At 73.0% G+C, this 13,648-nt stretch carries 10 protein-coding genes and 1 pseudogene; 5 read left to right on the forward strand and 6 right to left on the reverse strand.

Annotated elements, in window-relative coordinates:
• Positions 1-3: 3 nt before the first annotated feature.
• Entirely contained in the window at positions 4-1,308 is a 1,305-nt protein-coding gene (locus tag C593_RS0104010) for an MFS transporter (RefSeq protein WP_018846028.1), read from the reverse strand.
• Positions 1,305-1,976, reverse strand: a complete 672-nt coding sequence (locus tag C593_RS0104015) for a GntR family transcriptional regulator (RefSeq protein ID WP_018846029.1) — start codon at positions 1,974-1,976, stop codon at positions 1,305-1,307. The genes C593_RS0104010 and C593_RS0104015 overlap by 4 nt, the downstream gene beginning before the upstream one ends.
• 246 nt (positions 1,977-2,222) lie before the next feature.
• Here C593_RS0104015 and C593_RS0104020 point away from each other — a divergent pair, with 246 nt between their 5' ends.
• Positions 2,223-2,588 carry a hypothetical protein gene (locus C593_RS0104020; protein ID WP_018846030.1) on the forward strand — a complete coding sequence of 122 codons (366 nt, stop codon included), beginning with the start codon at positions 2,223-2,225 and terminating at the stop codon, positions 2,586-2,588.
• 83 nt (positions 2,589-2,671) lie between these two features.
• Here C593_RS0104020 and C593_RS0104025 read toward each other — a convergent pair whose 3' ends face one another.
• From C593_RS0104025 to pdhA, 3 genes are read right to left on the reverse strand one after another with little or no spacing between them, the layout of a single operon-like run.
• A complete protein-coding gene (locus C593_RS0104025) occupies positions 2,672-4,126 on the reverse strand; it encodes a dihydrolipoamide acetyltransferase family protein (RefSeq protein ID WP_018846031.1) in 1,455 nt (484 codons plus the stop codon).
• Positions 4,127-4,140: 14 nt separating this feature from the next.
• Positions 4,141-5,121, reverse strand: coding sequence for an alpha-ketoacid dehydrogenase subunit beta (locus tag C593_RS0104030; RefSeq protein ID WP_018846032.1), 981 nt, complete (start codon positions 5,119-5,121; stop codon positions 4,141-4,143).
• Between the two features lie 3 nt (positions 5,122-5,124).
• Positions 5,125-6,282, reverse strand: a complete 1,158-nt coding sequence (gene pdhA, locus C593_RS0104035; RefSeq protein WP_018846033.1) for a pyruvate dehydrogenase (acetyl-transferring) E1 component subunit alpha — start codon at positions 6,280-6,282, stop codon at positions 5,125-5,127.
• A 332-nt stretch (positions 6,283-6,614) separates the two neighbouring features.
• Between pdhA and C593_RS28815 the strand changes: the two are divergent.
• Positions 6,615-7,268, forward strand: a pseudogene (locus C593_RS28815) (response regulator); the annotation flags it as partial.
• A 648-nt stretch (positions 7,269-7,916) separates the two neighbouring features.
• Positions 7,917-8,972 (forward strand): phosphotransferase, encoded by a 1,056-nt coding sequence (locus tag C593_RS0104050; protein WP_051093623.1) that lies wholly within the window; start codon positions 7,917-7,919, stop codon positions 8,970-8,972.
• 59 nt (positions 8,973-9,031) lie between these two features.
• Here C593_RS0104050 and C593_RS0104055 read toward each other — a convergent pair whose 3' ends face one another.
• On the reverse strand, positions 9,032-10,594 hold the full coding sequence (locus C593_RS0104055) for a protein kinase domain-containing protein (RefSeq protein WP_018846036.1): 1,563 nt from the start codon (positions 10,592-10,594) through the stop codon (positions 9,032-9,034).
• 309 nt (positions 10,595-10,903) lie between these two features.
• Here C593_RS0104055 and C593_RS0104060 point away from each other — a divergent pair, with 309 nt between their 5' ends.
• Positions 10,904-12,535 carry a protein kinase domain-containing protein gene (locus tag C593_RS0104060; protein WP_018846037.1) on the forward strand — a complete coding sequence of 544 codons (1,632 nt, stop codon included), beginning with the start codon at positions 10,904-10,906 and terminating at the stop codon, positions 12,533-12,535.
• A gap of 245 nt (positions 12,536-12,780) precedes the next feature.
• Positions 12,781-13,647, forward strand: coding sequence for a hypothetical protein (locus C593_RS30890; RefSeq protein ID WP_158686798.1), 867 nt, complete (start codon positions 12,781-12,783; stop codon positions 13,645-13,647).
• Position 13,648: the final 1 nt, after the last annotated feature.

The following is a 13,648-nucleotide window of genomic DNA, read 5'->3' on the forward strand; positions in this document are numbered from 1 at the left end:
GTGTCACGCCGGGACGTGCACCGCCTCCACCCGGCTCGCGACCAGGCGTTCCCGCTCCCGCCGCGCGGTGCGGCCGCGCAGCCGCAGGATCTGGCTCACCCCGAGGGCCTGGAGCACGAACACCGAGGCGAACGCGATGCGGTAGTTGCCGCCGGTCGCGTCCAGGAGCACGCCCACCGCGAGCAGGGTCGTCATCGAGGCCACGAAACCGCCCATGTTGACGATTCCGGAGGCCGTGCCCTGACGTTCGGGCGGATTGGCCGGGCGGGCGAAGTCGAAGCCGATCATGGAGGCCGGGCCGCAGGCGCCGAGGACCGCGCACAGGGTGACCAGCAGCCACATCGGGGCTTCGCCGGGGTGGGCGATCGTCACACCCCACAGCAGGGCGCTCGCCCCGATGGTGCCGAGCGCGAGCGGCGCCCGCGCGGCGTGGTGCCGGGCGATGACCTGGCCGTAGACGAGGCCGACGACCATGTTGGAGGCCACCACCAGGGTCAGCAGACCGCCCGCGGTCTCCCGGCTCAGGTGCTGGGCCTCCACCAGGAACGGCATGCCCCACAGCAGCAGGAACACCATCGCGGGGAACTGCGTGGTGAAGTGCACCCACATCCCGAGCCGGGTGCCGGGCTCCCGCCAGGAGGCGGCGATCTGACGGCGCACATAGCCCGCGCCCGCGTGGCGGACGGGCGGCGGCTCATGGCCCTCGGGGTGGTCCTTGAGGAACAGCAGGAGCAGCACCAGGACCACCGCACCGGCCAGGGCGCTGCCCGCGAAGGTCGCGGTCCAGCCCATGCCGTGCAGCATCCGTGCGATGAGGAGGGTGGAGACCAGGTTGCCCGCCATCCCGCACAGGGCGGCGACCTGGGCGATCAGGGGCCCGCGGCGGACCGGGAACCACCGGGACCCCAGGCGCAGCACGCTGATGAAGGTCATCGCGTCGCCGCAGCCGAGGAGGGCGCGGGAGGCGAGGGCCATCCCGAAGGAGGGGGAGAGGGCGAAGCCGAGCTGGCCCGCGGTGAACAGGACCGCCCCGATGGTGAGCACCTTCTTGGTGCCCAGCCGGTCCACCAGCAGCCCGACGGGTATCTGCATCCCCGCGTAGACGAGGAGCTGGAGGATCGAGAACGTGGAGAGGGCGGAGGCCCCCACGCCGAACCGGTCCGCCGCGTCCAGCCCGGCGACGCCGAGCGAGGTGCGGAAGATGACCGCGACGAAGTAGACGGCGACGCCGATGCCCCAGACCGCGGCGGCACGCCGGCCACCGGGCGGATCGGCGGGGAGCACGGCGTCTGCGGAAACCGCGGTCACCGGTCCTCCCCGCGGACCAGGTCCTTCACCCGGCCGAGGTGCTGCCGCACACAGGCGGCCGCCCCGTCGGCGTCGCCCGCCCTGATGCGCTCCAGGATCTCGGTGTGCTCGGCGTGGTTGCGGTTGATGCGGTCGGGCAGGGCCTGCATGATCGCGACGCCCATGCGGAGCTGGCGGTCGCGGAGCTGGTCGTAGAGCTTGGCGATGATCTCGTTGCCCGCGTGCCGGACGATCTGGGCGTGGAAGCAGCGGTCGCTCGAGGCGAAGGCGGCGAGGTCTCCGGCCTCGGCGTGCGCCCGCTGCTCGTCGAGCAGTTCCTCCAGCCGTGCGAGGAGGTGCGGGGGCGCGGGGACGGCCTTGCGGACGGCGAACTCCTCGACCAGCAGCCGGGTCTCGACGACATCCGCGATCTCCTGGGCGGAGACGGCGAGGACGAGGGCGCCCTTCTTGGGATAGAGCTTGATCAGCCCTTCCACTTCCAGCTTGAGCAGCGCCTCGCGCACCGGCGTCCGGGAGACCCCGACGGCCTCGGCCAGCTCGCCCTCGGTGAGGAGGGTCCCGCCCTCGTACTCGCGGTCCAGCACCGCCTGCTTGATGTGCGCGTAGACGCGTTCGGCCGCGGCCGGCGGCTTGCCGGAGGTGGCGGGAGCGGTGGCTGAGGCAGGCATGCACACAGCATAGATACAACAGACTTCAACGAGAAAGCCCCGTCCGCGATCCGGACGGGGCTGGCGTCACGTCAGCAGGAGTGGGGGGACCGGGCGGCTCGTCGCTGAGGCGGCCGGTTCGACGCTGCCGGTCAAGGCACTGGCACGGATCGTCAATTGCCGGCCCGGATGACCTGCCACGATGGGCCGAGACCGGGGCCGAGACCGAGACACCCACCGGCCCGGGGCGGAGCGAAAGGGGAACAGATGAGGAAGAACCTGAGGGCGGGCGCCGTAGCGGGCCTGTCGATCGCCGTGTTCGGCACGATGCTGGCCCTGCCGGGGCAGGCCGTCGCCGCGAAGAAGGACAGCATCATACGGTTCGACTGCGCCGTCCGCAAGACCTCGGACAGATTCGGCGTCACGGAGTACAAGGGCTGCAAGGTGAACGGGAAGTACAGCGTCTCCATCCGCACGACGGACACCAAGCGGGACGGCTGGCCCTCGATTGCCACGATCCGCAGGAACGGGATCAACATCGTCACCGCCCGCGCCGACGGCAAGGGGAAGAAGTCCCCCTGGATGACCACCGGGTGGACCACCAACAAGGGTCCCTACCACGTCAATCCGTGAACCGCTGACGGACGAACGCCCGGCCGGGGAGCATCCCGGCCGGGCGTTTCACGTGGAACAGGGCATGGGCCCCGTCTGGGGCATCAGGCCCAGGTGATCAGGCGCTTCGGCTGTTCCAGGACCGCCGCGATGTCCGCGAGGACCTTGGAGCCCAGCTCGCCGTCGACCAGGCGGTGGTCGAAGGAGAGCGCCAGCGTGGTCACCTGACGCGGCTTCACCTTGCCCTTGTGCACCCACGGCTGGAGCTTGATCGCGCCGACCGCGAGGATCGCGGACTCGCCGGGGTTGAGGATGGGGGTGCCCGTGTCGACGCCGAAGACGCCGACGTTGGTGATGGTCACCGTGCCGCCCTGCATGGCCGCCGGGGTCGTCTTGCCCTCACGGGCCGTCGCCACCAGCTCGCCCAGCGCGGAGGCCAGCTCCGGCAGGGTCTTGTCGTGCGCGTCCTTGATGTTCGGCACGATCAGACCGCGCGGGGTGGCCGCGGCGATGCCCAGGTTGACGTAGTGCTTGAGCACGATCTCCTGAGCGGCCTCGTCCCAGGCGGCGTTGACCCCCGGGTTGCGCCTGATGGCCACGAGGAGCGCCTTGGCGATCAGCAGCAGCGGGTTGACCCGCAGCCCGGCCATGTCCTTGTCGGACTTGAGCTCCTCGACGAGCTTCATCGTGCGGGTGACGTCCACCGTCACGAACTCGGTGACATGCGGCGCCGTGAAGGCGCTGCCCACCATCGCGGCGGCGGTCGCCTTGCGCACGCCCTTGATCGGGACCCGCGTCTCCCGGGCGCCGGCCGCTGCCGTCTCCGCCGGAGCGGGCGCGGCGGCGGCCACCGGGGCCCCCTGCGGCTCGGCGACCGGGGCGGCGGGCGCCTCGGCGGGAGCGGCGGCCGCGTGCACGTCCTCGCGGGTGATGACCCCGTCCGGACCGGTCGGGACCACGGTCGCCAGGTCGATGCCCAGGTCCTTGGCCAGCTTGCGCACCGGCGGCTTGGCCAGCGGGCGCGCCTGCTCGGCCGTACCCGGGGCAGCAGCCGGGGCGGCGGGGGCGCCGTGCCCGTTCATCTCCGCCTGGATCGCGGCCGCGGCCGCCTGCTCCGCCACGGAGACGGCCTGCTTGCGAGGCCGGCGCTTGGTGGAGGACTCGGCGACGCCGTAGCCGACGAGCACGGGCTGGCGGCCCTTGGGCTTGTCGTCCTCCGGCTCCTCGGCCGCCGCCGGCTCCGGGGCGGGCGCCGCGGCCGGAGCGGCGGGGGCCTCGGGCTCGGCGGGGCCGGAGCCGGGCGCCACGTCGATGGTGATGATCGAGGTGCCGACGTCGACGGTGGTGCCCTCGCTGAAGCGCAGCTCGTGCACCACGCCGTCGTACGGGATCGGGAGCTCGACGGCGGCCTTGGCCGTCTCGACCTCGCACACCACCTGGCCGTCGGTGACGCTGTCGCCGGGCTTGACGTACCAGGTGAGGATCTCGGCTTCGGTGAGCCCTTCGCCCACGTCGGGCATCTTGAACTCGCGGAAGCGCAGGGAAGTGTCTGCGGTCATGATCTCGGCACCCCTCAGTACGCGAGCGAGCGGTCGACGGCGTCCAGCACCCGGTCGAGACCGGGGAGGTACTCCTCCTCGACCCGCGCCGGCGGGTACGGGGCGTGGTAGCCGCCCACCCGCAGCACCGGGGCCTCCAGGTGGTAGAAGCACCGCTCGGTGATCCGGGCGGCGATCTCCGCGCCCGAGCCGTAGAAGACCGGGGCCTCGTGGACGACGACCAGCCGGCCGGTCCGCTCCACCGACGCCTGGACGGTGTCGAAGTCGATCGGGGACATCGAGCGCAGGTCGACGACCTCCAGCGACGTGCCCTCCTCCGCGGCGGCCGCGGCGGCCTCCAGGCAGACCTTCACCATCGGCCCGTAGGCGGCCAGGGTCAGATCGGTGCCCTCGCGGGCCACCCGGGCGGAGTGCAGCGGGTCGGGGATGGCCTCGGTGTCGACCTCGCCCTTGTCCCAGTAGCGCCGCTTCGGCTCGAAGAAGATCACCGGGTCGTCGCTCTGGATGGCCTGCTGGAGCATCCAGTAGGCGTCCGAGGCGTTCGAGGGGGAGACCACCTTGAGGCCCGCCACATGCGCGAAGAGCGCCTCGGGGGACTCCGAGTGGTGCTCGACCGCGCCGATGCCGCCGCCGTAGGGGATCCGGACCACGACGGGCAGCTTGATCTTGCCGAGCGCGCGGGCGTGCATCTTGGCGAGCTGGGTGACGATCTGGTCGTACGCCGGGAAGACGAAGCCGTCGAACTGGATCTCCACGACGGGCCGGTAGCCGCGCAGGGCCAGGCCGATCGCGGTGCCGACGATGCCGGACTCGGCGAGCGGGGTGTCGATCACCCGGTCCTCGCCGAAGTCCTTCTGGAGCCCGTCGGTGATCCGGAAGACGCCGCCGAGCTTGCCGACGTCCTCACCCATGATCAGGACCTTGGGGTCGGTCTCCAGGGCCTTGCGCAGCGACTCGTTGAGCGCCTTCGCGAGAGGAAGCTTCTGGACTGCCATGGCTTACTTGCCCTCCTCGGCGAACGACGCCTGGTACGCGGCGTACTGTGCGCGCTCCTCGTCGACCAGCGCATGACCGTCGGCGTAGACGTGGTCGAACATCGACAGGTCGTCCGGGTCGGGCATGGCCCGCACGGCCTCGCGGACCCGCTTGGCGAGGGCGTCGCTCTCCTCGTCCAGAGCGGCGAAGAAGGCCGCGGCCTCGTCCTTGCCGAGGACGTCGTTCTCCAGGTACGCGCGCAGGCGCAGGATCGGGTCCTTGGCCTCCCACGCCTGGCGCTCGTCGTCGTGGCGGTACTTGGTCGGGTCGTCGGAGGTGGTGTGGGCGCCCATCCGGTAGGTGAACGCCTCGATCAGGGTCGGGCCCTCGCCGCTGCGCGCCCGCTCCAGCGCGGACCGGGTCACGGCCAGGCAGGCGAGGACGTCGTTGCCGTCGACGCGGACGCCGGGGAAGCCGAAGCCCTGGGCGCGCTGGTAGAGCGGCACCCGGGTCTGCTTCTCGGTCGGCTCGGAGATCGCCCACTGGTTGTTCTGGCAGAAGAAGACCACCGGCGCGTTGTAGACCGCGGAGAAGGTGAAGGACTCCGCCACGTCGCCCTGGCTGGACGCGCCGTCACCGAAGTACGCGATCACGGCCGAGTCCGCGCCGTCCTTGGCAACGCCCATGGCGTAGCCGGTGGCGTGCAGGGTCTGCGAGCCGATGACGATCGTGTAGAGGTGGAAGTTGTTGCTGCTCGGGTCCCAGCCGCCGTGGTTCACGCCGCGGAACATGCCGAGCAGATTGGTGGGGTTGACCCCGCGACACCAGGCGACACCGTGCTCACGGTAGGTCGGGAAGACGTAGTCGTCGTCACGCAGCGCGCGGCCGGAGCCGATCTGGGCGGCCTCCTGGCCGAGCAGGGAGGCCCACAGGCCCAGCTCGCCCTGGCGCTGGAGGGCCGTGGCCTCGCCGTCGAAGCGGCGGGTGAGGACCATGTCGCGGTACAGGCCGCGCAGTTCCTCCGCGCTCAGGTCGATGCCGTAGTCCGGGTGCTCGACGCGTACGCCCTCGGGCGTCAGCAACTGCACGAGCTGGGGCTCGGCACTCTGCGGCTTCTTCGCCGCGCTCACGCGCTTGGTGCTGCGTCGCGGTTTGCGCGCGGCAGTGCTCTCCACGGTCACGTTGCGTGCTCCTCCGTCGGTCCGGCCCCCGGGGTCCGCCGGTGAGCCAGTGCGGCTCGCCCGGTGCCCGGGCCCGCCGCACGGGGGTGTGCGCGGCCGGCCGGAAACCAGGCGTGTCAGGTGCCCCGGCGAACGCCCTGTCATAGGCACGTTACCCAGTGGGGAGCATTACTGCGAAACCCCATTTGACCTGCGTTTTTGCTTGGATTTCCAAGTAAACCGAGGAAAAGGGGAAACAACCACTGGTCAGGGCCCTGCGGACGGCCGGAACAGGGGGCACGGTATCTCGCGCACCCCGGGCACGGGAAGAGTCGATGTGTTTGACCTCCCGCGTGCGCGAAGAAGGAAAAATCATGGTATTCCTGCTGGACGATCATGAGGTCGTACGGCGCGGGGTCCATGAACCGCTCTCCTCCCAGCCCGGCATCGAGGTGGTCGGGGAGGCGGGAACCGGGGAAGAAGCCCTGGTCAGAATCCCGGCGGCGGCACCCGACGCGGCGATTCTGGATGTCCGCCTGCCCGACGGCAGCGGAGTCGAGGTGTGCCGCGAAATCCGTTCCCGGGACGAGTCCGTGAAGTGCCTGATGCTCACCTCGTTCGCTGACGACGAAGCCCTTTTCGACGCGATCATGGCCGGCGCCTCGGGATACGTGCTCAAGGCGATCCGCGGCCAGGAGCTGCTGAACGCGGTCCGGGACGTCGCCGCCGGCGGGTCCCTGCTCGATCCGGTGGCCACCGCGCGGGTCCTGGAGCGTCTGCGCGACGGTGCGAAGCCGCGCGGCGAGGAGCGGCTCGCCGGCCTCACCGAGCAGGAGCGGCGGATCCTGGACCTGACCGGGGAGGGGCTGACCAACCGGGCGATCGGCGAACGCCTCCACCTCGCCGAGAAGACGATCAAGAACTATGTCTCCAGTCTGCTCGCCAAGCCGGGCATGGAACGGCGCTCCCAGGCCGCCGCCTGTGTGGCCCGGCTGGACGCCGAGCGCGGCCAGCGCACCGACGCCCGATCGCGGAGGGTGACCAAGGGCGACCGTTCAGGACTTTCGCCCCTTCCGGGAACGGGTCCGGCGCCCCTGCCGAGCGGTGGGCCGGTCACGGAGAGTGGAGCCATGTCCACCGAGGAACGCCGTGCCGTCGAACTGCTCACCCGTGTCCGGTACGGGCGGCCGGCCATCACTCTGCGGGCGACGCGCCGTGTCCGGTAGGGACGGCCGGCCATCACTCTGCGGGCGACGCCCCTCCTGGCACCCGCCCGGCACATCGTGGCCGACGGCGCGGTGCCGCTCCGGACGCACGGCGGCCCGGGTACCACCGCGCCTGCCACGGCAGCGTGGTCGCCTACGGCGCGGACAACCTGGAAGCCGCGGACCGGGCGGACGCGGCGGGGGAGGACCGGCCCGTGGTCGGTCCAGGTCACCGGCACGGCGCGGATCGCGGAACCGACCGGGGAGGAGCCGCCGCGGTCCGGTGCCGGGCCGTACCGCGTCGACGGACAGGAGTTCGCCCCCGTCCACCTGCGCGTCGAACCCCAGGTGGCGACCGTGCACACGATGGAGTGCTCCGCAGAGCAGCCGGACCACCACTCCGAGTGATCTAACATATGACAGGTGCCGCGCTCATCTGTTGCCCCTGCTCTGCCCGCGCCCAGCGCCCCGCCCGACGACGTACCCGCGCCCCCTCCCGCCGCCGTCACCCCGGACGCCGCCCCGCCCGTCGACCGGCTGCTGCGCCGCTACCCGCACATCGGCGAACCGCTCTCGGTGCGGACCGTGACCCTGGGACTGCTCAACCGCGGCTACCGCCTCGCCACCACCCGCGGCACCTACTTCCTCAAGCACCACCTCGACGGCGACCGGCCGGCCATCGCCCGCCAGCACGCGGCGACCCGCCGGCTCCAGGAGGTCGGCGTCCCCGTCGCCCCGCCGGTCGCGGACCGGACCGGCTCCACCGTCGTGGTCGTCGGCGGCGACTGCTACGCCCTGCACCCCTGGATCGACGGCCGGCACCGCGACGGCGCCCAGCTCACCACCGCGCAGTCCCGGCGCCTCGGCGCCCTGCTCGGCGCGGTGCACAGCCGCCTCGCCGAGGTGATGGACCCCGCCGCGGACAGCCCCGGCACCCACGCCAGCGCCGACCCCGAGGACACCTTCGCCCTCATCGAGGACCTGCTGCGCCTGTCCCGCGGCAACCGCCCCCGTGACTCCTTCGACACCCTCGCCGAGCACCGGCTGCTGCAACGGCGCGCCCTGCTGGAGCGGCACGCCGCCCGGCGGCCGCCGCCGGGCCGGGCCGGCGGCTGGGTGCACGGGGACTTCCATCCGCTGAACCTCCTCTACCGGGGCACCGAGCCGGCCGCGATCGTGGACTGGGACCGGCTGGGCGTGCAGCCGCGGGCGGAGGAGGCGGTCCGGGCGGCGGCGATCTTCTTCGTCCAGCCGGCCGGGCGCCTGGACCTGCCGAAGGTGCGCGCCTACGCACGGGCCTACCGGCGGGCGGCGGGCGCGGACGCGGCGGAGCTGGCGGCGGCGGTGCACCGGGTGTGGTGGGAACGCCTCAACGACTTCTGGATACTGCGGTGGCGCTACGAGCTCCACGACCGAAGGGCCGACCCGCAGTTCCCCGCGGTGTCGGCCCTGGTGGTCTGGTGGACGCGTGAGTACGCGGCGGTCCGCGACGCGTTCACCGACTGAGCGGCACGGTCAGCCGGCTGCCGCCCGCTTGCCGGCCGGGTCAGCGGGCCGAGGCCCGGTCAGCCGCCCTCCGTGCCGGCTGGGTCGCCCTCACCGCCGCCCGCGCCCGCGCTCGTCCCGGCGTTGGCGGCGCCGCCCGAGACGTCGCCGGTCGCCCCGCCCGTCTCGGTGGGCGGGGTGGAGGGCTCCGGCGGCTCCGAGGCGGTCGGGTCGTCCGAGGGCTCCACCGGGTCGGACGGTGTCGGCTCCTCGCTCGGCGTCGGAGGCGTGCTCGGCGTGAAGGACGGCACCTGGGACGGCGTCCACGAGGGCTGCTGGTTGCCGCCCGAGGAGGTGTCCGGCTCCTCGCTCGGCTCCGGCTCCTCCTCCGTCGGGGTCGGCGACTCCTCCGGCGCCGAGGGCGACTCGGAGGTCGTCTTGCCGTCCTGCGGGCTGGTGTCGGCGCCCTTGGTCGCGTTGAGCGCGAAGGCGATGCCCGCCACGACCGCGATCACCGCGAGCGCGGCCATCAGCCAGACCCTGCCCCGGCCGCCGCGTCCGCCGCCGCGCGGGGAGCCGTCGTAGCCGCCGTCGTCCGGGTTGGACGGGGGCAGGATCGGGCCCTGCGAGGTCTCGCCGTGCACCGGGTGCAACGCGGTGGCCCCGGTCATGTTCCGCGTCGCCGCCGGACCGTCGTAGAGGTCCACCGGTCCGGTGTTCCAGGCGCCGCCGTGGCCGCCCTGCTGCTGGAGCATCTGGAGCGCGTACTGGACCAGCCCGCGCATCTCCTCGGCGCTCTGGAACCGGTCATCCGGGTCCTTCGCGAGGGAGCGCATCACCAGCCCGTCCAGCTCCGGCGGCACACCGGAGTGCACCTCGGAGGGCGGCACGGGGATGTCCTGGACGTGCTGGTACACCACCGACAGCGGTGTCTCGCCCGTGAACGGGGGGCGCAGGGCGAGGAGTTCGTAGAGGAGGCAGCCCGTCGCGTACAGGTCGGAGCGGTGGTCGACCGCCTTGCCCAGCGCCTGCTCGGGGGAGAGGTACTGCGGGGTGCCCATGACCATGCCGGTCTGCGTCATCGTCGACTGCGCGCCGTGCAGCGCGCGGGCGATGCCGAAGTCCATCACCTTCACCGCACCGGAGTTGGTGATGATGACGTTCGCGGGCTTGATGTCCCGGTGCACGATGCCGTGCTGGTGCGAGTAGGCGAGCGCCTCCAGGACACCGGAGACGATGAGCAACGCCTGCTCGGGCGGCGGGGCTTCGGCGCTGACGAGGAGGTCGCGGATGGTGCGTCCCTCGACCAGCTCCATCACGATGTAGGGCACGGTCTGGCTGCCGACGACGTCCTCGCCGGAGTCGTAGACCGCCACCACCGCATGGTGGTTGAGGCCGGCTACGGACTGCGCCTCGCGCGTGAAGCGGGCCTTGGAGACCGGGTCCTCGGCGAGGTCCGCGCGCAGCAGCTTGACGGCGACGGTCCGGCCGAGCCGCACGTCCTCGGCCGCGAACACCTCGGCCATGCCGCCGCGTCCGAGACGGTGCGTCATCCGGTAGCGGCCGTCGCCGACCAGACCGCCGATGCCCCAGGCGTCGGACGACTCCGGCACGCCGCCGCCTGCTTCGGGTTCGGGTGCCATCAGTCCTCGCCGTCGTATCTGTCCGCGCACGTCGCTGAGCGTTGCGGGGTGAACCATGTCCTCCGGTGCTGTGCACGTCACGCTACAGCCTTCACGGGGCATGCCGGTCTCGAAGGAGACCGGCCATCAAACCCCCGGTCCCACGCCTCACGCAAATTCCATGCTGTTCGTGTAACGCTTCCGGGACTCTTGTTGTGCGTACGGTCACGGAACGGGCACCCGGCTTGACGTGTCGGTGCCCTCGGGCAGACTTGGCCCGTAAATCCGAGAGCAGCCGCGGTCGGTCCGCGCGCACAGGGGGAAGCACAGATGAGCCAGGACGGCGCACAGGGCCGCTACGCGGGCGGTTCCGTGGCGGGCGGCCGGTACCAGCTTCGCGACCTGCTCGGCGAGGGCGGCATGGCCTCCGTCTACCTGGCGTACGACAGTGCCCTGGACCGCCAGGTGGCCATCAAGACCCTGCACACGGAGCTCGGGCGGGAGCAGTCCTTCCGCGAGCGGTTCCGCCGCGAGGCCCAGGCCGTCGCCAAGCTGTCGCACACCAACATCGTCTCCGTCTTCGACACCGGCGAGGACGAGCTCGACGGCGCGCTGATGCCGTACATCGTCATGGAGTACGTGGAGGGCCGCCCCCTCGGCTCGGTGCTCGCCGAGGACATCCGGCAGTACGGCGCGATGCCCGCGGACAAGGCCCTCAAGGTCACCGCGGACGTGCTCGCCGCGCTGGAGACCAGCCACGAGATGGGCCTGGTCCACCGCGACATCAAACCGGGCAACGTGATGATGACCAAGCGCGGTGTGGTCAAGGTCATGGACTTCGGCATCGCCCGCGCCATGCAGTCCGGCGTCACCTCCATGACGCAGACCGGCATGGTCGTCGGCACCCCCCAGTACCTCTCCCCCGAGCAGGCCCTCGGCCGCGGCGTGGACGCGCGGTCCGACCTCTACTCGGTCGGCATCATGCTCTTCCAGCTCCTGACCGGCCGGCTCCCCTTCGACGCCGACTCCCCTCTGGCCATCGCGTACGCGCATGTGCAGGAGGAGCCCGTCGCGCCGTCCTCCATCAACCGCTCCATCCCGCCGGCCCTGGACGCCCTCGTCGCCCGGGCGCTGAAGAAGAACCCGAACGAGCGGTTCCCGAGTGCCGCCGCGATGCGCGACGAGTGCGCCCGGGTCGCCGGAGCGGGCGGGACGGGCGCTCCCGCGATCATCGGCGGGGCGGCCCCGGCGAACAGTGGTTCAGGGGTCGGCTCGGCCGTCTTCCCGCCGCTGGACCAGTCAGCCCCCGCGCCGCAGGGCGTGCAGACGCCGTACCAGCCCCACCCGCACACGCCGTACGGTCCGGGCCCCGCCACCCCGGCGCCCGCCCCGCACTACGGCTATCCGACGCCCGCCCCCGGCTACCAGCCCCCGGGGCAGATGGCACCGGCGCCGTCCCCGTACACGATCGCCCCGCAGGGCGCCCCGGCCGGCGGCTCCGGCGGCGGCAAGCGGAACATGCCGGTCGTCGTGGGCGCGATCGTGGTGGCCCTGCTGGCGGTGGGCGGTCTGATCACCGCCATCGCGCTGAACGGCGGGGACAAGGGCGAGGAGGCGGGCAGCGGCGGCAGCGGCGGTTCGACCTCGGGCGAGTCCCAGGACCCGGGCACCGGCTTCCGCCCGCCCGAGCGCAACCGGACCATCGACGACGACAAGTGCAGCGAGGCGACCGAGGACGGCGTCGACCCGGCCAAGGTCCAGGCGCCCGACCTGCGCTACAAGGACGTCCTCTCGGTGAAGGAGTGCCTGCGCGCGGCCGGCTGGACGTGGAAGGTCACCGAGGTGAACGAGCCCGCGTACGCGCAGGACACCGTGATGAAGCAGTTCCCGACCCAGGGGACCGCCGTGGTGCCCGGCAACCAGGAGTTCGAGCTCAGCATCTCCACGGGCCGCGCGGGCTGACACCCGCGCGCCGCCCGCACGGCCTGGGGCGCCCGGCACGGCCTCATCCCGCACGGCCCCGGGCGCGCGGCCCGGCACGACGGGCTCCGCGCGGCCGGTCCCGGGTGCGCGGCACCACGGGACGGCACCGTCCGGCGGACCCCGTACACCCCTCTCTGCCCCGGCGGCGGCCGGGATGCCGAACCTCCCCCGCCGTGTGACGCTGAGTGCGTTCCTCGGCGTCTCGGCACGGGAGGGGTCCCGCGGTGACTCCAGAGCTCCATGCGCGGTGCGTGCTCACCGCGGCCACGCTCCTCCTGGTGATGGCCGCGCCCCTCGCGCCGCAGGCGCACGCCGGCCCCCTCTCACGCGGCGCGGGGACCGCGCCCACCACCGCCCCCGTGCCCCAGGGCGCGCCGGGCGACCGGGGCACCCGCGTGGCGCACGCCGAGCGCTCACCGGGCCCCACCACCCCCGGGCGGGACACGGAGAAGCCCGGACCCGGCCGGTCCCCCGGCGCGGCGGACGTCGTCCGGCACGACGAACGGCCGACGCGCCCCGCCGCCACCGCCCGTCCCGCCGGCCGGCAGGGCCCCGGCCACCAGCCGCCCGCCGCCCGCCCGGACGCACCGCGCGTACAGCGGCCGGACGCCCGGCGACCCGAGGTACGGCCCTGGGCGCTGACCAGCCCCTCGCCGACGCCCTCCCTGGCCGGACGGCAGGCCGGTGAGGGCCGCCCCAGGCCCGGCTGGCGGCCCCCGGCACTGCCGGGCAGCGCCACCCCGGACGCCGGGGACTCCGCCACCCCGTCGGCGCCCCCGGACCCCACCGCCTCCCGGCCCGCCGCCGAACCGCCCGCCGACCCCCGTACACCGGACGCGGCCGAGGACGGGTCCGGCGAGGGCGTCACCCCCGAGGGGGACGGGACGCGCGAGGACGACGGCAACCCCTCGGCCGAGAGCGAACCGTTCACCGGGGACCCGCCCTCCGCCGACGCGGTGGTCCACGACCAGGGGTCACCGGCCCTGCCCGCGCCCGTCGCCCGGCAGATCTCCCCGGCGTCCCTCGGCGTCGGGCTGGCCCTGATGGGGCTCGGGGTGGGCTTCCTCGGTATCCGGCTCCGCCGTCGCTGAG

It is taken from the genome of Streptomyces sp. CNT372, assembly GCF_000377145.1.